Genomic DNA, 18,492 nt, shown 5'->3' on the forward strand with positions numbered 1-18,492 from the left:
CAAATGGACATCCCCGGATGTCCATTTTTTCGTCCCGGTCGCGCCATGTCATGGGCAAAAGCACGCTCGACGGCACCGGGGCGGACAAGGGACAATTCACGTTGTCCACACAGCCGTCCACACCTTCATGCACAAGTCCCTGCCCTTGCTCGCCCCTGCCCTGTCCCGCGTCCATCCCGACTGGCAAAGCCGCCTCAGGCCTGACATTCTGGCCCGTATCGACCACCAGCTGAGCGAGCGCGCAGCAGCCGGCGAACAGATCTATCCACAGCCTGTGGATATTTTTAATGCACTGCGCGACACCCCGCCGTCCGGGGTGCGGGTGGTCATTCTCGGCCAGGACCCGTACCACGGCGACGGCGAAGCCTGCGGGCTGGCGTTCTCGGTCAGGCGCGGCATCCGCGTTCCACCATCGCTGCGCAATATCTACAAGGAACTCCTGCGCGATACCGGCACGGCAACGCCCCTTCACGGCGATCTGGCGGCCTGGACCCGTCAGGGTGTGCTGCTGCTGAACGGCGTGCTCACCGTGGCGGCAAACCGTGCTGGCAGCCATCGTGAACTCGGCTGGCAGGTCATTACCGACGACCTGATCGATCTGCTTGCCGCCGAAGACAGTCCGCGCGTGTTCGTACTGTGGGGCAAGGACGCCCAGAACAAGCATGCCAGGCTGACCAATCCGCGCCATCTGGTGTTGCAGGGCCCGCACCCGTCACCGCTGTCTGCCTACCGGGGTTTCTTCGGTTGTGGACACTTTTCCCGCATCAACGACTACTTGCGCGAACAGGGCTGCGTTCCGATCGACTGGCATTTGCCGGAGTGAATCCGGGACTGTTTATCCACAAGTGACGTGCACTGCCGTGCGTTGAATATATTAGACGACGGCAAGGTCTTTGATTTGTCACGCTTTTTCTGTTTTCCGGCAATCCCCGCTTCTGGCTGGCTGCGTTTTTTCGTTACGTAATCCGCTTTTTTTTCCACTGCCTGGATGCCGGGTTTCTGCTTGCCTGCTTTTCTTATTCTTTTTTACAGATAGTTATTAAAGAAATGGATGAAGGGCGCCCTGTTCTGTGGATAACACGGTTTTTTTATTGCAGAACAAATGCTTGCCGTTCATGGAAACCGGATGGACTGGCTACGGGTTTGCTGTTGCCCGTCTGTGGATTGTTTTCACCCTGTGGATAGCGGTGACCCTTATGCACAGCCTTGCGCCAGTTGTGTCCGCCAGCCTGTGCATTGTTGTCTGCACGGCTTTTCGTTTGTGCCCGGTTCACATTCTTGTTTGTCCAAATATAAACTGATGATACTGATGTAGTGACTCCTGCCCTGTTGATAACTCTTTTTCCACTGCAAATTCATGGCCTTGGGAGAGTTGTAAACATGTGGGCGAAATGGCCGGAGGCAGTTATCCACTTGTGGACAGTTTTGGGTGTCAGTGGATATCCGTCTTTACCCACAGGTGCGGAAGCGGTTGCCGGTCGCTTTGTCCACATGCCGGAATCGGTCCGGGACGAATACAATGCCGGCCATGAGTCGACTTCTACTGATACGCACTTCGTCGATGGGGGATCTGGTGCATACCCTGCCGGCCGTCACTGATCTGGCGCGACGCTTTCCTGCCATGGCCATCGACTGGCTGGTCGAGGAAAGCTTTGCCGATATCGCCCGTCTGCACCCCGCCGTTGCCGGGGTGGTCCCGATAGCCATGCGCCGCTGGCGCAAGGCGCTGTTTTCCACCGGCACCTGGCGCGAATTGCGGGCGGTAAGGACGACGCTGCGTTCGTCGCACTACGATCTGGTGCTGGACAGTCAGGGGCTGATGAAAAGTGTGCTGTTCGGCAAGCTGGTCCGGGATGCACCGATGGCCGGCTATGACCGGGCCAGCATTCGCGAGCCGATGGCGAGCCTGTTCTACGACAAGCGCTATTCCGTGTCCTGGGAACGCAATGCGGTGGATCGCAACCGTCTGCTGTTCGGCCAGGTCTTCGGTTACGAGCCGGATCTGGCGCAATGCAATTTTGGCGTTCACACCGGCCCGGCGCCGGACTGGTGTCCGGCGCGCTATGCCGTGCTGCTGACGGCGACCTCCAGGGACAGCAAGCTGTGGCCGGAGGCGTCGTGGGTGGCGCTGGGAAGCACGCTGACGGCCCGTGACGGCCTGCAGTGCGTGTTGCCGTGGGGGAATGCCGCCGAGCAGCAGCGCGCGCAGCGGCTGGCCGCCCTGATCCCGGGCGCGCTGGTTGCGCCGCGTGAGCGGCTCGATGTCGCGGCGGCACTGCTTGCGCACGCACAGGCGGTAGTGGGCGTCGATACCGGGCTGACCCACCTGGCCAATGCCGTCGACGTGCCGCTGGTGGCGATCTATACCGATACCGATCCCTTGCGGACCGGGGTGGTCGAAACGTCGCGTTCGCGCAATATCGGCGGTATCGGTCAGTGTCCGGATGTCGGGGCGGTGCTGGCCGTGCTGGCGGAGTGCCGCGCATGAGTGCGGCGCTGGGCGCCTATCGGCTGCTGACCCGGGCGCTGCTGCCTCTGGCGCGGGTCTATCTGCGACGGCGGGCACGCCGGCAACCGGCCTATCTCGAACACTGGGACGAACGTTTCGAACAGAATGCGCCGCCCCTGCCGCAGGGCGGCATCTGGCTGCATGCCGTTTCAGTCGGGGAAACCCGCGCCGCGGCGCCGCTGGTCGAGGCGCTCGGCCGGCGCTTCGATACCCTGCCACTGGTCATGACCCAGATGACGCCCACCGGCCGCGAAACGGCCTTGCAGCTGTTTGCCGACCGGGCGACGGTCAGCTACCTGCCGTACGACACGGCAGCCAATGCTGCGCATTTTGTTGAACGGCTGGCGCCGCGCTTCGGTGTGCTGATGGAAACCGAACTGTGGCCGAATCTGATCCACGCCTGCCATGAACGGCGGGTGCCGCTGTTTCTGGCCAATGCGCGCCTGTCGGAGAAATCGGCCCGTGGCTATGCGCGCATCCGGGCACTGATCGCGCCGGCACTGGCGGCGCTGACCGGCATTGCTGCCCAGAGCGAAGCGGATGCCGAGCGCTTGCGTGCGCTGGGCGCTCTGCGGGTCGAGGTGCTCGGCAATACCAAATTCGATTGTTCGCCACCGGACGGCGTCGAGGCCCAGGTGTCGGCGTTGCGCGCGCTGGCCGGGCCGCGTCCGGTCGTGGTGCTGGCCAGTACCCGCGAGGGCGAGGAAGCCTTGCTGCTGGATGCGTTGCCTGAGGATTTTCCGGCAGTGGTCGTGCTGGTGCCGCGTCATCCGCAGCGCTTCGATGCCGTGGCCACGCTGCTGGCCGAGCGCGGGATTGCATTCCAGCGCCGCAGCGACATGGTGCCGGTTGCCGCCACCACCCGGGTGTGGCTTGGTGATTCGATGGGAGAACTGTTCGGCTGGTATTCGTTGGCTGATGCCGCGTTTGTCGGCGGCAGCCTGCTGCCGCTGGGGGGACAGAACCTGATCGAGCCGGCCACGGTCGGCTGCCCGGTGTTGATCGGGCCGTCGACATTCAATTTTGCCGCCGCCAGCCAGGCCGCTTTCGCTGCCGGTGCGGCGCGTCAGGTCGGGGATGCGGCGGCAGTCTGGTCCGGACTGGGCGCCCTGCTGGCCGATGCCGGTCGCCGGCATGACATGGGCCAGGCCGGGCTGGCATTTGCCGGGGAGCATCGCGGAGCCAGCCAGCGCATCGTCGACTGGATCGCCGGCCACCTGGAAGGACAGTTGATCAGGCAAGGCATATAAAACAGGCCATATGAATTTATTTGGCCAATGTTTATATGTTTGGCATGTTCAGCCCTGATTGACCGGTGGTCTGCCCGGCATCAGCGACCCCATGCCCGGGCGATAGGCATGGTCGAGCGCCTGCTGCAGATACTGCTGGGCGTGGCCGACGGCATCGGTCATCGGCATGCCCTGTGCCAGACAGGCGGCTATGCTGGCCGCCAGAAGTTCATTGGCTCCGCGGACCACGCCGGCGCGACGCGGCCAGCTGTCACGGCGCAGCAGCGCTTCCTTGTGATACAGATGGTTGATGATCTGGCGCGTCGGCGCCTGGGCACCGGTCAGCAGCGTGTGTTCGGCGCCGAGTGCGGACAGCGCGCGGCCGAGCGTGGCGGCATCGGCCATGTTGTCGCTGTCGCCTTCTCCCTCGTCACCATCGCCGAAGCGGCTGGCCAGCAGCGATGACACGACCAGGATGTCGGACTGCGGAATCAGCAGATCGGCACAGGCGGACACCAGATCGTCTTCGCTGTCTTCCTGATGCCCGGACCAGGCCGGTGCCAGCACCAGCGGCACATTGGCGTAGTCGCTGACGATTTCCGCCAGCACGCTGACCGTTTCCGCATCCGCCAGCATGCCGATGACGAAGGCCGAGACCGGCATGTCCTCCAGCACGGTGCGGGCCTGGTCGTTGATCAGCTCCGCATCGGCCGGCACGGCATCGTGCTGGCGCTCGGAATCCGCTGATAACTGGACGGTCGGCACGGCCACCGGATGACAGCCGAAGGCGGACAGGGTCAGGGCGTCTGCGGTAATCCCGGTCAGTCCGGAAGGATCGAAGGCGGAGAAAGTCATTATCACGGGGTGATGCGTCACGGTGCCGGGTCGGTTGGTTGTCGATACAATCGCTATTCTAAGCCCGTATGAGTGACTGACCATGAATACCTGGATGTGCCTGATCTGTGGATTTATCTATGACGAGGCCGCCGGCCGGCCAGAAGACGGCATCGCGCCCGGCACGCACTGGGACGATGTACCGCCCAACTGGACCTGCCCGGACTGCGGTGCGCGCAAGGAAGACTTCGAGATGGTCCAGTTCTGATCTGCGACGGGAGACGGCAAGATGACTAGACGCATGCTGTCATGGGTGCTGCTCGCGCTGCTGACGGCAGGTTGCCAGCAGATCAGCACCACGGCGCCCGGCATGGTAGGGGTGACCCGCAAGCAGACCATGCTGGTGTCCGAGCAGGAAGTGAACCAGGCGTCGGCCCAGGCCTATCAGCAGCAGATGGCCGCAGCGCGTGGCCAGGGGGTGCTGAACAGCAATGCGGCGCTGACCCGGCGCGTGCGGGCGATCAGCAAGCGGCTGATTGCGCAGACGCCCTACTTCCGCCCGGATGCCGCCCAGTGGCGCTGGGAAGTGAATGTGGTGCAGTCGCCGGAGATGAATGCCTATGCAATGGCCGGTGGCAAGATTGCCGTGTATTCCGGTCTGGCGCAGAAGCTGTCGCTGACGGACGACGAACTGGCGGCGGTCATCGGCCACGAGATTGCCCATGCACTGCGTGAACACTCGCGCGAAAAGGCCAGCCAGGCGCAGATGCAGCAACTCGGCGTCGGCCTGCTCGGCATTATCGGCGGGCTGAACAGCAACCAGCTCGGGCTGGCGAACAGCGCGGCCGATCTGGCGTTTGGCCTGCCGTACAGCCGCAATATGGAAAGCGAAGCGGACACCGTCGGTCTGGAACTGATGGCCCGTGCCGGCTACGACCCGCGTGCGGCGGTCAGCGTGTGGAAGAAAATGCAGATGGCCGGCCAGAGCGGCGGCCCCGGTTTCCTGTCCACCCATCCGAATGCCGGTCAGCGCATCGAGTCGATCAGCGCGCAATTGCCGAATGTGCAGCCGCTGTACGAGGCGGCACGACGCAAATAGCGATCGGTCTGATCAGTGTTTCACGTGAAACCCCGTTTTATTTTTTCCGGCACCCGGAGCCCTTTGCATGACCTATCTGTACGTCAAGGCGTTTCACCTTTTTTTCGTGGTCTCCTGGTTCGCCGGGCTGTTTTACCTGCCACGTCTGTTCGTCAATCTGGCGATGGCCGAAGACGGGCGCGAACGCGACCGGCTGCTGCTGATGTCCGGCAAGCTGTACCGCTTCATGACCCCGCTCGGTGTGCTGGCGCTGGCGTTCGGCCTGTGGCTGTGGCTCGGCTTCGGTTTCAGTGGTGGCTGGCTGCATGCCAAGCTGACGCTGGTGGCCGGTCTGGTCGCGTACCACGGCTACTGTCGCAAGCTGCTGGCCGACTTCGTGGCCGGGCGGAATGCGCGCAGCCACAAGTGGTATCGCGTATTCAACGAGGTGCCGGTGCTGGTGCTGCTGGCCTGTATCCTGCTGGTCGTAGTCAAGCCGTTCTGAGCGGTCGGACAAAGGAACTGATATGGGAATGGAAATCGAACGCCGCTTTCTGGTGACGGCGGATGGCTGGCGCGGCCAGGGCGAAACCCGGCGTCTGCGCCAGGGCTTCATGTGCGTGGAGCCGGAGCGGACCGTGCGCGTGCGGGTGATTGGTGACCAGGCGTGGCTGACACTGAAGAGCAAGATCAGCTTCGTGTCGCGCTACGAGTTCGAGTACCCGGTGCCGCTGGCCGATGCCGAAACCATGCTCGACGTGATGTGCGCGCTGAAGATCGAAAAAAACCGTACCCGTATCGAGCGGGACGGACGGGTGTGGGAGGTCGACGAGTTTTTCGGCGACAATAGCGGTCTGGTGCTGGCCGAGATCGAACTGCCGGATGAAGACACGCCGTTCGATCGTCCCGACTGGCTGGGTGCGGAAGTGACCCGCGATCCCCGCTACACCAATGCCCATCTGGCCGGCCACGCATACGCGGGCTGGAGCGCGGAAGAACGGGCCCGCATTCTCGACTGACCGCCGGTTGGCTTGAAACCGGCATCACCCTGCAAGGATAGTCATGACCCGCAGCGAACAACTTTTCGAACGTGCCAAGAAAACCATTCCCGGTGGCGTGAATTCGCCGGTACGCGCGTTCGGCAGCGTCGGCGGTACGCCGCGCTTTATCGAACGCGCCGAGGGCTCGGCGATCTGGGACGCGGATGGCAAGCGCTATATCGATTTCATCGGCTCCTGGGGCCCGGCCATTGTCGGCCACGCCCACCCGGAGGTGATCGCCGCCGTGCAGCAGGCTGCCGTCAACGGGCTGTCGTTCGGGGCGCCGACCGAGGCGGAAATTGATATCGCCGAGGAAATCGCCAGACTGGTGCCGTCGATCGAGCAGGTGCGCCTGGTCAGTTCCGGCACCGAAGCGACCATGAGCGCGATCCGCCTGGCGCGCGGTTTTACCGGTCGTGACAAGATCATCAAGTTCGAGGGCTGTTATCACGGTCATTCCGATTCGCTGCTGGTCAAGGCCGGTTCCGGCCTGCTGACCTTCGGCAATCCGTCGTCGGCCGGTGTGCCGGCCGACTTCACCCGTCATACCCTGGTGCTCGAGTACAACAATGTCGATGAGCTGAGCGAGACGTTTGCCGCCATGGGCGAGCAGATTGCCTGCGTGATCATCGAGCCGTTCGCCGGCAACATGAACCTGATCCGGCCGAGTGATGCCTTTGTCCGCACCCTGCGCGAGCTGTGCACCGCCCACGGTGCGGTGCTGATCTACGACGAAGTGATGACCGGCTTCCGCGTCGCGCTCGGCGGCGCGCAGCAACTGCACGGCATCCGTCCCGATCTGACCACGCTGGGCAAGATCGTCGGTGGCGGCATGCCGATCGGCGCGTTTGGTGGCCGGGCCGACATCATGAGCTGCATCTCGCCGCTGGGCGGCGTGTATCAGGCCGGTACGCTGTCCGGCAACCCGGTGGCGGTGGCCGCCGGTCTGACCACACTGCGGCTGATCCAGGCGCCGGGTTTCCACGACGCGCTGGGTCGCAAGGCGGCGTCGCTGGTCGAAGGGCTGGTGTCGGCAGCGCGCGATGCCGGCGTGCCGTTCTCGGCCGACAGCGTCGGCGGCATGTTCGGTCTGTACTTCGGCGACAAGGTACCGACCTGCTATGCCGAAGTGACCGCCAGCGATCGCGACCGCTTCAACCGCTTCTTCCACCTGATGCTGGATGCCGGCGTCCATCTGGCGCCGTCGGCCTACGAGGCGGGCTTCGTGTCCGCCGCGCACAGCGAGGCCGATATCGCCGCGACGGTCGATGCCGCGCGCAAGGCGTTCGCCCAACTGTAAGAGTGGCGTGCAAGAAAAATCCCGCGAGCATTGCGCTGGCGGGATTTTTTTGTGCCGGATCAGCCTACAGCGGCTTTTCCATCATCAGGTAAGCCTGGCCACACAGGGCCGACAATTCAAAGCCGACGTCGGCATACAGATGGCGGCCGACGTCATTGTCCGGACGCACTTCCAGCGTGACCTTGCAGGCATCGCGGCGACGGGCGGCATCGGCCACTGCTTCGAGCAGCCGGCGGCCGATGCCGAGTCCGCGCTGGCCCGGCAGCACGGCCAGGTCGTGCAGGTTGACCGACGGACGTGCGGCGAAGCTCGACAGGCCGAGCACGCACAGGGCGACGCCGACCGGCGTGTCGCCGGCAAAGGCGAGCACGGCGAAGGCGGTCGGGTGGGTGGCCAGCAGGCGTGGCAGGCGCTCGCGCACCTCGGCGCTCAGCGGCGTGCCGCCGCCCATCGGGTCGCTGGCATAGGCATCGACCAGCGCTACCACGCGGGCCAGATCGTCGGCCGAGCTGAAGTCGGCCTCGCGGAGAGTCAGTTCAGTCATTGCCGTCCAGCAGGCCGATTTCGTTGGCGATCAGTTGCTCGAAGGTTTCGCGGGCACGCACCAGCCGGACGCTGTCGCCGCTGACCAGCAGCTCGGCGCCGCGCGGGCGGGTGTTGTAGTTCGAGCTCATCGTCGCACCGTAGGCCCCGGCGGACATCACCGCCAGCAGATCCCCTTCCTGCACCGCCAGTTCGCGGTCCTTGCCGAGGAAGTCGCTCGACTCGCACACCGGGCCGACCACGTCATAGGTGGCGACCGCGTCGTCGCGGCGGGTGACCGGGCGGATCTGGTGGTAGGCCTGGTAGTACGACGGGCGCATCAGGTCGTTCATCGCCGCGTCGACAATGGCGAAGTGCTTGCCGTCGCCCTGCTTCAGGTACTCGATGCGCGTCAGCAGCACGCCGGCGTTGCCGACCAGCGAGCGGCCCGGTTCGAGCAGCAGCGACAGTCCGCGACCGGCCAGCCGCTGCTTGATGGCTGCCGCGTAGGCGGCGACATCCGGCGGGGTCTCGTGGTCGTAGCGGATGCCGAGCCCGCCGCCGATGTCGACGTGCTTCAGGCGGATGCCGGCCTCGCCGAGCTGGTCGACCAGTACCAGCAGGCGATCGAGCGCGTCGATCAGCGGCGTGGCGTCGGTCAGCTGGCTGCCGATATGGCAGTCGATGCCGATCACGTTCAGGTTCGGCAGCGCGGCGGCGCGGCGATAGGTATCGAGCGCCTGCTCGTAGGCGATGCCGAACTTGTTGTTCTTCAGCCCGGTCGAGATATACGGATGGGTCCTGGCATCGACGTTCGGGTTCACGCGCAGGCTGATCGGTGCCCGCTTGCCGGCCTCCCCTGCCACCCGGTTGAGGCGTTCGAGCTCGTTGACCGATTCGACGTTGAAACAGTGGATGCCGATTTCCAGCGCCTGGCGCATTTCGTCCGCGCTCTTGCCGACGCCGGAGAACACGATCTTGCCGGCTTCGCCGCCGGCGGCCAGCACGCGACGGATTTCGCCGATCGACACGGTGTCGAAACCGGAACCGAGGCTGGCGAAGTGGCGGATGACGGCCAGGTTCGAGTTGGCTTTCAGCGCGTAGCAGACCAGATGGTCGATGCCGGCAAACGCATTGCTATAGGCGCTATAGGCTTGCGTCAGTGCCGATTCGGCGTATACGTAGCACGGCGTGCCGAAGGTGTCGGCGATTTGCGCGAGCGGGACGTCTTCGACGAAGAGTTCGCGATCCTGATACTGAAAAGCTTGCACGGTTATTGATCCTCGGGGAGCTGATCGGGAGTGACCGGTTCGGTTTGCGGAGCGGCAGGTCTGGCCGGCGTCGCCGGTGCGGCGGTCGGTCCCGACTTGTGCTTGGCGGGCGGATTGGTCGGCAGATAGAGCGGACCTTTGTAGCCGCACGCCGAAAGCAGCACGGCGGTCAGCACGAGGGGAACAAGGACGAGTCGGCGCATGGCGGGAGAGTGGCTTGTGGCAAAATCCCGATGTTAACGCAACCTTCGAATGCACGCGGGGCAACCGCGTGGCAAATACCCATGAATGACAGTGAATTTCTTGCCGCTTCCGAGGCGGTGCTTGACCGCATCCTGAATGCATTCGACGACGCCGGCATCGGTGACGCGTTGCGTACCGGCAATGTGCTGACCCTCGAGTTTGACAATGGCAGCCAGATTATCGTCAACCGGCACGAACCGAACCGGGAAATCTGGGTGGCCGCGCGCAGTGGCGGTTTCCACTTCCGCCATGACGGCACGGCCTGGATCGACACCCGCAACGGCGGCGAACTGTTTGCCCGCCTGGGCGAGATGGTGGCCGGTCAGGCTGGCGAGCCGTTCTCGTTCTGATGGATTTTCTCAACAGCATTCCCGCCGACTGGGGGCTGGCCGGCGTGACGCTGTCGGCCTTCCTGTCGGCGACCGTGCTGCCGGGGAACTCCGAAATCGCGCTGGCCGCGTTCCTGTCGGTCTACCCGGAGCAGGCGCTGTCCGCCGTACTGCTGGCGACGCTGGGCAATACCCTCGGCGGGGCCACCAGTGTCTGGCTCGGCCGCGCCCTGCCGCGCAAGGAAACGTCCGGCCGTGCCCTGGCCTGGCTGTCACGCTGGGGCACATCGGCGCTGCTGCTGTCCTGGGTGCCGGTGATCGGTGACGCGCTGTGCGTCGCCGCCGGCTGGCTGCGGCTGCCGTGGCGCCCGACCCTGTTCTACCTCGCCATCGGCAAGCTGGTCCGCTACGGCCTGATCAGCCTGCCCTTCGTGTGGTGATCTCCACACTTCATTTACGCTGACGATACCCATGTCCCGACATATTCCGAAAAAACGCTTCGGGCAGAATTTTCTGCAAGATCCGATCATCATCGACGACATCGTGTCCGCCGTCGCCGCGCGACGCGACGATACGGTGGTCGAGATCGGACCGGGGCTCGGCGCGCTGACGCGGCCGCTGCTGGACCGGCTCGATCATCTGCACGTGGTCGAGATCGACCGCGACATCATTGCCCGCCTGCGCCGCCAGTTCCAGCCGGAACGGCTGACCATCCATGAAGGCGACGCGCTCGAATTCGATTTTGGCACGCTTGTTGCTGGCAAACCGTTCAAGGTGGTCGGCAACCTGCCGTACAACATTTCGACCCCGCTGCTGTTTCATCTGGCCGACTACGCGGAGTCGGTGGTCGACATGCATTTCATGCTGCAGAAGGAAGTGGTCGACCGCATGGTGGCCGAGCCCGCCACGGCCGATTACGGCCGCCTTGGCGTGATGCTGCAGTACCGTTTCGACATGGAGCGCATTCTCGACGTGCCGCCGGAAGCCTTTGATCCGCCACCGAAAGTCGATTCTGCCGTGATCCGCATGGTCCCCCATGCCGCACTGCCGCACCCGGCGCGCGACACGGCGGTGTTTGCCGAACTGGTGGCCTCGGCCTTTGGCCAGCGGCGCAAGACCCTGCGCAACAATCTGCGCGGCCTGCTGGGTGATGAGGATTTTGCCGCGCTGTCGATCGACCCGCAGCGGCGGCCGGAAACGCTGACGCTGGCGGAGTTTGTCGCCCTCGCCGATCGTGTTGCAGTGCAACGCATTGAATCAGGGCAGTGAATCAGCGAATTATGCTGTTGATAGGGTTCGACCTTATTGCCATCGGGTAAGACGCGCCTTACACTCGGCCGAAAATTCTACATGACAAAACGTTACGTCAATTACGTTGCCGAAGAGCACGCGATGACGTGGCAATAGAGGGGAATACGTGATCCGCTTTGTCGACGTACACAAGTGGTACAACAAGGATCTGCACGTCCTGAACGGCATCAACCTGGAAGTGAAACAGGGTGAGGTGGTCGTGGTGTGCGGTCCGTCCGGCTCGGGCAAATCGACGCTGATCCGTTGCGTGAACCAGCTGGAGCCGATTTCGTCCGGCGAGCTGTGGGTGGATGGCAAGAACGTCGTCGACCAGAAGACCGACCTGAACGCGCTGCGCGCCGAAGTCGGCTTCGTGTTCCAGCACTTCAATCTGTATCCGCACCTGTCGGTGCTCGACAACATCACGCTGGCGCCGATGCAGGTGCGGCGGATGTCGCGGGCGAGCGCTGAGAAGCGTGCCGGCGAGTTGCTGGAGCGCGTCGGTCTGGCGCACAAGAAGGACGCGTTCCCGAGCCAGCTGTCCGGTGGACAGCAGCAGCGCGTGGCCATCGCGCGCGGACTGGCCATGCAGCCGAAGGTCATGCTGTTCGACGAACCGACATCGGCGCTCGACCCGGAAATGATTGGCGAAGTGCTGAAGGTGATGAAAGACCTGGCCGATACCGGCATCACCATGATGGTGGTAACCCACGAAATGGGTTTTGCCCGTGAAGTGGCAGACCGGGTGATCTTTATCGACCAGGGCGAGATTCTCGAGCAGGCCAGACCGGAAGATTTCTTCAAGAACCCGCAACACGAGCGGGCAAAACAATTCCTGAAGCAGGTGCTGTCCCCGATGCATTGACCGGGGCGCTTGCGCCACTGCGGGCCCTGCCCTCTTTCCTGCCCTGCGGGCTGGCGGGGGCGGCACGGCTGCGCGATATGAACGGCGCATGCCGGCATTCAGGAAAAACGTTTCTACATTCGCCCGGTGCGGCTCGCCGCACCATGAAATAGGGGTCGGTCCGAGTCAGGCCGGCTGCTGGACCATGGGTGTCGTTCAAAGGCACCCATCACCAAAGAAGGAGAGACTCTTCATGATGCAATTTGCCTCCCGCCTGATCGTTACCGCAGTCGCTGCTGCGGTCGTGTCAGCACCCGCACTGGCCGCCGAACTGACCGGCACGCTGAAGAAAGTCAAGGACAAGGGAGAAATCGTCATCGGCTACCGCGAGTCGTCGATTCCGTTTTCCTACCTTGACGGCAACCAGAAGCCGGTCGGCTACATGATGGACCTGTGTAACCGCGTGGTCGCCGACGTGAAGAAAGAACTGAACATGCCGACGCTGGTGACCAGGCTGGTACCGGTCACGTCGCAGACGCGCATTCCGCTGATGACCAACGGCACCGTCGACCTCGAGTGCGGCTCGACCACCAACTCGGTCGAACGCCAGAAGCAGGTCGCCTTCAGCGTGTCGACCTATGTGACCAGCGTGCGCATGCTGGTCAAGTCGCGTTCGGGCATCAAGTCGATCGACGACGTCGACGGCAAGTCGGTGGTGACCACCACCGGCACCACGTCGGACCGCTACATCAAGCAGAACGAGAAGGGCAAGCAGCTGAACATCAAGAACGTCTACGGCAAGGATCACGCCGACTCGTTCCTGATGGTCGAAACCGGCCGTGCCGCCGCCTTCGTGATGGATGACGTGCTGCTGGCCGGCCTGATCGCCAACTCGAAGAGCCCGAAGGATTACGCGATTGTCGGTCCGGCCCTGTCGGTCGAGCCATACGGCATCATGATCCGCAAGGACGATCCGCAGTTCAAGGCTGCCGTCGACGGTACCCTGACCAAACTGATGAAGTCCGGTGAAATCAACAAGCTGTACAGCAAGTGGTTCACCAGCCCGATTCCGCCGCGCAACATCAACCTGAACCTGCCGATGAGCCCGCAGCTCAAGGAAGCCGTCAAGAACCCGACCGACAAGGGTATCTGATTGCAGTTGGCATGAGCGACAGGAGGCCGCCAGGCCTCCTGTTGTTTCCGGCCTGTGCCCAGGCCGGATCTAGCGTTGGAGTAACAAAGGTATGGGTCAGTATCAATGGAACTGGGGCGTGATTCTCGAACGCGTCCCGGATACCGACGAGTTCTACTATCAGTGGCTGCTGTCCGGCCTGGGCTGGACGGTGGCGACCGCGCTGGCGGCCTGGGTCATCGCGCTGATCGTCGGTTCGATCATCGGTGTCGGTCGCACGGCGCCGAACAAATGGATTTCGGGCATCTGTACCGTGTACGTGGAAATTTTCCGCAACGTGCCGCTGATCGTGCAGATGTTCCTGTGGTTCTTCGTCTTCCCGGAGTTCCTGCCGCAAGCGGCCGGCGACTGGGTCAAGCAGGACATGCCGCTGCCGGAATTCTTCACCGCCGTGTTCTCGCTTGGTGCGTATACCGCCGCCCGGGTGGCCGAGCAGGTGCGGACCGGCATCATGGCGCTGTCGCGCGGACAGAAGAACGCCGGCCTGGCGCTGGGCTTTACGCTGCCGCAGACCTATCGCTACGTACTGCTGCCGATGGCGTACCGGATCATGATTCCGCCGCTGACCAGCGAGTTCATGAACATCTTCAAGAACTCGGCGGTTGCGCTGGTGATCGGGCTGACCGAACTGACGTTCCAGATGCGCCAGATTACCGGTGAATACGCACCGGCCAACCCGATCGAAGTGATGACGATGACCAGTGTGCTGTACCTGATCGTCGCGCTGGCGGTGAACCGCGTCATGGCGTTCATCGAGAAGAAATCCCGCGTGCCGGGCTACGTGGGCGGGGGCAAATGATGAATTTCGATTTCTCCGCTGTCGTTCATGCGCAGGGCTTCCTGTGGCAGGGCCTGAAGTACTCGCTGTCGCTGACGCTGACGTCGACCGTGTTTGGTGTGCTGTTCGGCACCCTGCTGGCCATGGCCCGCCTGTCGTCGATGAAGTGGCTGAACCTGCTCGCGTCCAGCTACGTGAACCTGTTCCGCTCGATTCCGCTGGTGCTGGTGATCTTCTGGATCTACATCCTGGTGCCGCTGATGCTGGGCCTTGATGTCGGCGCCGAGCGCTCGGCCTATGTGACCTTCGCCGTGTTCGAGGCCGCCTATTTCTGCGAGATCATCCGTGCCGGCATCCAGTCGATCTCGACCGGCCAGGTCAGCGCCGGGGCGGCGATGGGCTTCACCTACGGGCAGAACATGCGCTATGTGATCCTGCCGCAGGCGTTCCGCAACGTGGTGCCGCTGCTGCTGATGCAGGTCATCATCCTGTTCCAGGATACCTCGCTGGTCTATGTGGTCGGCGCGACCGACCTGCTGGGGGCGGCCAGCAAGGTGGCAAACCGTGACAACACGCTGGTGGAAATGTACTCCGCCGTTGCGGTGATCTACTTCGTGATCAGCTATGCGCTGTCGCGACTGGTGAAACGGCTGCATGCCAAAATCGCCATCGTGCGTTAAGGAATTCCCCATGATTGAAATCAAGAATATTTCCAAGTGGTACGGCGAGTTTCAGGTGCTGACCGACTGCACGACCGCCGTGCAGACCGGCGAAGTCGTCGTGGTCTGCGGGCCGTCCGGCTCGGGCAAGTCGACGCTGATCAAGTGCGTGAATGCGCTGGAACCGTTCCAGAAGGGCGAGATCATCGTCGACGGCATCTCGGTCGGTGACCCGAAGACCAACCTGCCGAAACTCAGAAGCCGGGTCGGCATGGTGTTCCAGCACTTCGAGCTGTTCCCGCACCTGTCGATCACCGAGAACCTGGCCATCGCCCAGCAGAAAGTGCTCGGCCGCGGCAAGGAAGAAGCGATGAACAAGGGCATGAAGCTGCTGGAGCGTGTCGGCCTGAAGGCACAGGCGAACAAGTTTCCGGGACAGCTGTCCGGTGGCCAGCAGCAGCGCGTCGCCATTGCCCGTGCGCTGGCGATGGACCCGATTGCCATGCTGTTCGACGAACCGACGTCGGCCCTCGACCCGGAAATGATCAATGAAGTGCTGGACGTGATGACCGAGCTGGCGCGCGAAGGGATGACCATGATGTGCGTGACGCACGAAATGGGCTTCGCCAGACGCGTGGCCGACCGGGTGATTTTCATGGACCGCGGTTCGATCGTCGAGGATTGCAGCAAGGACGACTTCTTCGGCGCACCGCGCGGCGAACGCGCGCAGCAGTTCCTGTCGAAGATCCTGAATCACTGATCGCGGGTTTCCGCCCCGGTAATGGACAAACGGTGAGCGCTGGCTCACCGTTTGTCCATCCACCCCGCCCGCGAAGAACGGACGAGCGAAGCGAGGTTTCCCCGCGGCGGCGGGGACGGAAGAGGCCGGATTCAATCAGGCAGACTGCCGTGCTCACGACAGATTCTGTCAGTCGGGCGTGCACCAACGCCACTGCAACCGTCTGTGCCAACCTTTATCAGCAGTCTGACGGTGAGCTGAGGCTCACCGTTCTGCATTTACGGAAGCGGCTGCTGCACCGTTCCGCTTTCACTGTTCTGATCCTGCAGCCGCCCGAACCGGCACATGATCTTGTAGCGCGGGCCGTGCGGCGTCAGGGTCGAGGCGACCAGCGCATAGTGGTCGATGTACCAGTCGAGCGGTTCGGCAAGCGCCTGTGCCGGCAGGGGCTGCTGCAGTGAGCGCAGGACGGTCAGGTGTGCGCGGTACGCGCGTTGTTCCACGTGAAACCCGTTGCCGTTCAGTGTCGAGGTCAGCACCTCGACCAGCTGGCGCAGTTCCGCCGGTGTCTGCGAGGGGGCCAGCCAGCCGGCGCGGGTGGAAAAGCTGCCGGCGCGGCTCAGGGTCAGCGTGAACGGAATGAACGGCAAGGGAGCGGCCAGTGCATTGAGCACCGGCACCCGTGCCGAGGGCATCTCGCCGAGAAAGGCCAGGGTCAGGTGGATCAGCCGGGGCGGGACCTGGCGCCCGCCGCTTTGCGGCAGCAGGGTCTGCGACACGGCGCACAGGGCCGCAGACAGTGGCGGCGGCGGTGTCGCGGCAAAGAACAGGCGCATTTCGGTCTCCCTGGCGGTGGACGCCGTCAACGGTCCGGCTGGCGTGGATTGGACTATCATGGCGATCGGGCATGCTGATGCCTTGGCTTCCCCGCCGACAGTCCGCGACTGTCCGCCGTGGTGGTGCGCGCCGGGGTCTTGCAAGCCGTTGCTGCCCGCCAATCTCCGCAGTCCGGCCGTCAACGCACCGTTTATACTTTCTCCGCGAGTGGCATGACTGCATTCTGAGTTGTAGAAACCGTTTACCCCCACCGCAACGCGAAAACATGACAATGTCCCTTTCTTCCGCGCTGGAGCAGGTGAACCAGCGTATCCGCCTGGCGGAACAAGCCTCGAACCGGCCTGCGGGCAGCGTACGCCTGCTGGCCGTGAGCAAGACCTTTCCCGCCGATGCCATCCGCGACGCCCATGTCGCCGGGCAGCGTGCCTTCGGCGAAAACTATGTGCAGGAGCTGGAAAGCAAGTGCGCCGAACTGGCGTCACTGACCGATATCGAGTGGCATTTCATCGGCCCGCTGCAAAGCAACAAGACGCGCGTCGTGGCCGAGCTGGCACACTGGGTGCATTCGGTCGACCGGCTGAAGATTGCCGAGCGGCTGTCGGCACAACGCCCGGCACAGCTGCCGGCGCTGAACGTCTGTGTGCAGGTCAATGTCTCCGGCGAGCAGAGCAAGAGCGGCTGCGAGCCCGGGCAGGCAATTGCCCTCGCGCAAGCCGTGGCTAAGTTGCCGCGGTTAACGTTGCGCGGGCTGATGTGCATACCGGACCCGCATGCCGACCCGGCCACGCTGGCCGGCCAGTTCTCCCGGCTGGCGGCGCTGCGTGAGCAGCTGCGCGCCGACGGGCTGACACTCGACACGCTGTCGATGGGCATGTCGTCCGATCTGGAAACGGCCATCGGCGCCGGCTCGACACTGGTTCGGGTCGGTACGGCGATTTTCGGTGCGCGCGACTACGGCGTGCGTTAACCCCCCTTTTTCTGGAGCACTCATGAACGTCTTGTTTATTGGCGGCGGCAATATGGCCACCGCCATCATCGGCGGTTTGTACCGCCAGCCCGGAACGACGATCAGCGTGGTCGAACACAGCGAGGAAAAGCGTGATGCCCTGGCGGCGAAGTATGGCGTGACGGCGCTGTCCGCCCTGCCCGCCGCGCTGTCTGCCGACGATGTCATCGTGCTGGCGGTCAAGCCGCAGAACCTGAAGGCGGTCTGCACCGAACTGGCCCCGCGACTGAACGGCGCGCTGCTGGTGTCGATCGCTGCCGGCGTGGATATCGCCACCCAGTCGCGCTGGAGCGGCGGCACGACGCGCATCGTGCGGGTGATGCCCAACACCCCTGCCCTGGTTGGCAAGGGCGTCAGCGGCCTCTACGCGGCGGCAGACGTGGCCGTGGCCGACCGGAACGCTGCCGAAGCGATCATGACGGCGGTAGGTCGCGTGCTGTGGGTCGGGACCGAGAGCGGCATCGACGATGTCATCGCCGTGTCCGGCAGCGGTCCGGCTTATGTGTTCCATTTTGTCGAAGCGCTGGAAGCGGTCGGCCGCGACGTCGGTTTCGATGCCGAGACCGCGCGACAACTGGCGCTGGAAACGTTCGAGGGTGCCATCGCGCTGCTGCGCGACAGCGGCGAGCCGGCTGGCGAACTCAAGCGCAAGGTGATGAGCAAGGGCGGTACCACGGAGCGGGCGATCGCCAGCTTCGAGGATGACCGGGTCAAGGAGGCCATCGTGCGCGGTGCGCTGGCTTGCCGCGCCCGGGCGGTCGAAATGAGCGCCGACTTCTCGCGGAGCTGAGC

At 63.7% G+C, this 18,492-nt stretch carries 23 protein-coding genes; 18 read left to right on the top strand and 5 right to left on the bottom strand.

The genetic code is table 11. From position 1 onward, the window contains the following. Positions 1–127: 127 nt before the first annotated feature. The 3 genes from ung to waaA all read left to right on the top strand — a co-directional run bounded on the left by ung (position 128) and on the right by waaA (position 3,759). Positions 128–823 (top strand): uracil-DNA glycosylase, encoded by a 696-nt coding sequence (ung, locus tag ACYVG8_RS11145; protein ID WP_460745815.1) that lies wholly within the window; start codon positions 128–130, stop codon positions 821–823. A 705-nt stretch (positions 824–1,528) separates the two neighbouring features. Next, positions 1,529–2,488: a lipopolysaccharide heptosyltransferase I gene (gene waaC / locus ACYVG8_RS11150; RefSeq protein WP_460745817.1), complete on the top strand. Its 960-nt coding sequence runs from the start codon at positions 1,529–1,531 to the stop codon at positions 2,486–2,488. Next, positions 2,485–3,759 (top strand): lipid IV(A) 3-deoxy-D-manno-octulosonic acid transferase, encoded by a 1,275-nt coding sequence (gene waaA / locus ACYVG8_RS11155; RefSeq protein ID WP_460745819.1) that lies wholly within the window; start codon positions 2,485–2,487, stop codon positions 3,757–3,759. The genes waaC and waaA overlap by 4 nt, the downstream gene beginning before the upstream one ends. A 48-nt stretch (positions 3,760–3,807) precedes the next feature. Here waaA and thiD read toward each other — a convergent pair whose 3' ends face one another. Then, on the bottom strand, positions 3,808–4,593 hold the full coding sequence (gene thiD, locus ACYVG8_RS11160) for a bifunctional hydroxymethylpyrimidine kinase/phosphomethylpyrimidine kinase (protein WP_036385506.1): 786 nt from the start codon (positions 4,591–4,593) through the stop codon (positions 3,808–3,810). Positions 4,594–4,675: 82 nt separating this feature from the next. Here thiD and ACYVG8_RS11165 point away from each other — a divergent pair, with 82 nt between their 5' ends. From ACYVG8_RS11165 to hemL, 5 genes are all read left to right on the top strand, one after another. Continuing rightward, complete coding sequence (locus tag ACYVG8_RS11165; protein WP_460745821.1) at positions 4,676–4,840, top strand: rubredoxin; 165 nt, start codon at positions 4,676–4,678, stop codon at positions 4,838–4,840. Between the two features lie 21 nt (positions 4,841–4,861). Continuing rightward, a complete protein-coding gene (locus ACYVG8_RS11170; RefSeq protein WP_028498703.1) occupies positions 4,862–5,671 on the top strand; it encodes a M48 family metallopeptidase in 810 nt (269 codons plus the stop codon). A gap of 67 nt (positions 5,672–5,738) precedes the next feature. Further along, a complete protein-coding gene (locus tag ACYVG8_RS11175) occupies positions 5,739–6,155 on the top strand; it encodes a CopD family protein (protein ID WP_028498702.1) in 417 nt (138 codons plus the stop codon). Between the two features lie 22 nt (positions 6,156–6,177). After that, a complete protein-coding gene (locus tag ACYVG8_RS11180) occupies positions 6,178–6,669 on the top strand; it encodes a CYTH domain-containing protein (RefSeq protein WP_028498701.1) in 492 nt (163 codons plus the stop codon). A gap of 43 nt (positions 6,670–6,712) precedes the next feature. Further along, entirely contained in the window at positions 6,713–7,990 is a 1,278-nt protein-coding gene (gene hemL, locus ACYVG8_RS11185; protein ID WP_028498700.1) for a glutamate-1-semialdehyde 2,1-aminomutase, read from the top strand. A 64-nt stretch (positions 7,991–8,054) separates the two neighbouring features. Here hemL and ACYVG8_RS11190 read toward each other — a convergent pair whose 3' ends face one another. From ACYVG8_RS11190 to lptM, 3 genes are read right to left on the bottom strand one after another with little or no spacing between them, the layout of a single operon-like run. Beyond that, positions 8,055–8,534 (bottom strand): GNAT family N-acetyltransferase, encoded by a 480-nt coding sequence (locus tag ACYVG8_RS11190; RefSeq protein WP_028498699.1) that lies wholly within the window; start codon positions 8,532–8,534, stop codon positions 8,055–8,057. Further along, positions 8,527–9,783: a diaminopimelate decarboxylase gene (lysA, locus tag ACYVG8_RS11195; protein ID WP_028498698.1), complete on the bottom strand. Its 1,257-nt coding sequence runs from the start codon at positions 9,781–9,783 to the stop codon at positions 8,527–8,529. The genes ACYVG8_RS11190 and lysA overlap by 8 nt, the downstream gene beginning before the upstream one ends. A gap of 2 nt (positions 9,784–9,785) precedes the next feature. Next, positions 9,786–9,986 carry an LPS translocon maturation chaperone LptM gene (gene lptM / locus ACYVG8_RS11200; RefSeq protein ID WP_084299923.1) on the bottom strand — a complete coding sequence of 67 codons (201 nt, stop codon included), beginning with the start codon at positions 9,984–9,986 and terminating at the stop codon, positions 9,786–9,788. 81 nt (positions 9,987–10,067) lie between these two features. Between lptM and cyaY the strand changes: the two genes are divergently transcribed. The 8 genes from cyaY (at position 10,068) to ACYVG8_RS11240 (ending at position 15,878) form a co-directional block, all read left to right on the top strand. After that, positions 10,068–10,376 (top strand): iron donor protein CyaY, encoded by a 309-nt coding sequence (gene cyaY, locus ACYVG8_RS11205; protein WP_028498697.1) that lies wholly within the window; start codon positions 10,068–10,070, stop codon positions 10,374–10,376. After that, on the top strand, positions 10,376–10,795 hold the full coding sequence (locus tag ACYVG8_RS11210) for a YqaA family protein (protein ID WP_112692015.1): 420 nt from the start codon (positions 10,376–10,378) through the stop codon (positions 10,793–10,795). Before cyaY ends, ACYVG8_RS11210 begins: the two co-directional genes overlap by 1 nt. A 31-nt stretch (positions 10,796–10,826) precedes the next feature. After that, positions 10,827–11,624, top strand: coding sequence for a 16S rRNA (adenine(1518)-N(6)/adenine(1519)-N(6))-dimethyltransferase RsmA (gene rsmA, locus ACYVG8_RS11215; RefSeq protein ID WP_028498695.1), 798 nt, complete (start codon positions 10,827–10,829; stop codon positions 11,622–11,624). A 148-nt stretch (positions 11,625–11,772) separates the two neighbouring features. Continuing rightward, on the top strand, positions 11,773–12,510 hold the full coding sequence (locus tag ACYVG8_RS11220) for an amino acid ABC transporter ATP-binding protein (RefSeq protein WP_028498694.1): 738 nt from the start codon (positions 11,773–11,775) through the stop codon (positions 12,508–12,510). A gap of 232 nt (positions 12,511–12,742) precedes the next feature. Further along, positions 12,743–13,642, top strand: coding sequence for a transporter substrate-binding domain-containing protein (locus ACYVG8_RS11225; protein WP_373280113.1), 900 nt, complete (start codon positions 12,743–12,745; stop codon positions 13,640–13,642). Between the two features lie 91 nt (positions 13,643–13,733). Beyond that, entirely contained in the window at positions 13,734–14,480 is a 747-nt protein-coding gene (locus tag ACYVG8_RS11230) for an amino acid ABC transporter permease (protein WP_028498692.1), read from the top strand. After that, on the top strand, positions 14,477–15,139 hold the full coding sequence (locus ACYVG8_RS11235) for an amino acid ABC transporter permease (RefSeq protein ID WP_028498691.1): 663 nt from the start codon (positions 14,477–14,479) through the stop codon (positions 15,137–15,139). Before ACYVG8_RS11230 ends, ACYVG8_RS11235 begins: the two co-directional genes overlap by 4 nt. Before the next feature lie 10 nt (positions 15,140–15,149). Further along, entirely contained in the window at positions 15,150–15,878 is a 729-nt protein-coding gene (locus ACYVG8_RS11240; RefSeq protein WP_028498690.1) for an amino acid ABC transporter ATP-binding protein, read from the top strand. 257 nt (positions 15,879–16,135) lie between these two features. Here ACYVG8_RS11240 and thpR read toward each other — a convergent pair whose 3' ends face one another. Further along, positions 16,136–16,693, bottom strand: coding sequence for an RNA 2',3'-cyclic phosphodiesterase (thpR, locus tag ACYVG8_RS11245; RefSeq protein WP_051528735.1), 558 nt, complete (start codon positions 16,691–16,693; stop codon positions 16,136–16,138). Between the two features lie 266 nt (positions 16,694–16,959). On the opposite strand from thpR, the gene ACYVG8_RS11250 reads away from it, so the two are divergent. Beyond that, entirely contained in the window at positions 16,960–17,661 is a 702-nt protein-coding gene (locus tag ACYVG8_RS11250) for a YggS family pyridoxal phosphate-dependent enzyme (protein ID WP_028498689.1), read from the top strand. Between the two features lie 22 nt (positions 17,662–17,683). Continuing rightward, positions 17,684–18,490 (top strand): pyrroline-5-carboxylate reductase, encoded by an 807-nt coding sequence (gene proC / locus ACYVG8_RS11255; protein WP_460745824.1) that lies wholly within the window; start codon positions 17,684–17,686, stop codon positions 18,488–18,490. Positions 18,491–18,492: the final 2 nt, after the last annotated feature.

The organism is Microvirgula curvata (assembly GCF_054781615.1).

Excerpts from the sequence above, each read along its gene's own strand:
- ung (WP_460745815.1), top strand. The coding sequence starts at position 128 with ATGCACAAGTCCCTGCCCTTGCTCGCCCCTGCCCTGTCCCGCGTCCAT.
- waaC (WP_460745817.1), top strand. The coding sequence starts at position 1,529 with ATGAGTCGACTTCTACTGATACGCACTTCGTCGATGGGGGATCTGGTG.
- waaA (WP_460745819.1), top strand. The coding sequence starts at position 2,485 with ATGAGTGCGGCGCTGGGCGCCTATCGGCTGCTGACCCGGGCGCTGCTG.
- thiD (WP_036385506.1), bottom strand. The coding sequence starts at position 4,593 with ATGACTTTCTCCGCCTTCGATCCTTCCGGACTGACCGGGATTACCGCA.
- ACYVG8_RS11165 (WP_460745821.1), top strand. The coding sequence starts at position 4,676 with ATGAATACCTGGATGTGCCTGATCTGTGGATTTATCTATGACGAGGCC.
- ACYVG8_RS11170 (WP_028498703.1), top strand. The coding sequence starts at position 4,862 with ATGACTAGACGCATGCTGTCATGGGTGCTGCTCGCGCTGCTGACGGCA.
- ACYVG8_RS11175 (WP_028498702.1), top strand. The coding sequence starts at position 5,739 with ATGACCTATCTGTACGTCAAGGCGTTTCACCTTTTTTTCGTGGTCTCC.
- ACYVG8_RS11180 (WP_028498701.1), top strand. The coding sequence starts at position 6,178 with ATGGGAATGGAAATCGAACGCCGCTTTCTGGTGACGGCGGATGGCTGG.
- hemL (WP_028498700.1), top strand. The coding sequence starts at position 6,713 with ATGACCCGCAGCGAACAACTTTTCGAACGTGCCAAGAAAACCATTCCC.
- ACYVG8_RS11190 (WP_028498699.1), bottom strand. The coding sequence starts at position 8,534 with ATGACTGAACTGACTCTCCGCGAGGCCGACTTCAGCTCGGCCGACGAT.
- lptM (WP_084299923.1), bottom strand. The coding sequence starts at position 9,986 with ATGCGCCGACTCGTCCTTGTTCCCCTCGTGCTGACCGCCGTGCTGCTT.
- cyaY (WP_028498697.1), top strand. The coding sequence starts at position 10,068 with ATGAATGACAGTGAATTTCTTGCCGCTTCCGAGGCGGTGCTTGACCGC.
- ACYVG8_RS11210 (WP_112692015.1), top strand. The coding sequence starts at position 10,376 with ATGGATTTTCTCAACAGCATTCCCGCCGACTGGGGGCTGGCCGGCGTG.
- rsmA (WP_028498695.1), top strand. The coding sequence starts at position 10,827 with ATGTCCCGACATATTCCGAAAAAACGCTTCGGGCAGAATTTTCTGCAA.
- ACYVG8_RS11225 (WP_373280113.1), top strand. The coding sequence starts at position 12,743 with ATGATGCAATTTGCCTCCCGCCTGATCGTTACCGCAGTCGCTGCTGCG.
- ACYVG8_RS11230 (WP_028498692.1), top strand. The coding sequence starts at position 13,734 with ATGGGTCAGTATCAATGGAACTGGGGCGTGATTCTCGAACGCGTCCCG.
- ACYVG8_RS11235 (WP_028498691.1), top strand. The coding sequence starts at position 14,477 with ATGATGAATTTCGATTTCTCCGCTGTCGTTCATGCGCAGGGCTTCCTG.
- ACYVG8_RS11240 (WP_028498690.1), top strand. The coding sequence starts at position 15,150 with ATGATTGAAATCAAGAATATTTCCAAGTGGTACGGCGAGTTTCAGGTG.
- thpR (WP_051528735.1), bottom strand. The coding sequence starts at position 16,693 with ATGCGCCTGTTCTTTGCCGCGACACCGCCGCCGCCACTGTCTGCGGCC.
- ACYVG8_RS11250 (WP_028498689.1), top strand. The coding sequence starts at position 16,960 with ATGACAATGTCCCTTTCTTCCGCGCTGGAGCAGGTGAACCAGCGTATC.
- proC (WP_460745824.1), top strand. The coding sequence starts at position 17,684 with ATGAACGTCTTGTTTATTGGCGGCGGCAATATGGCCACCGCCATCATC.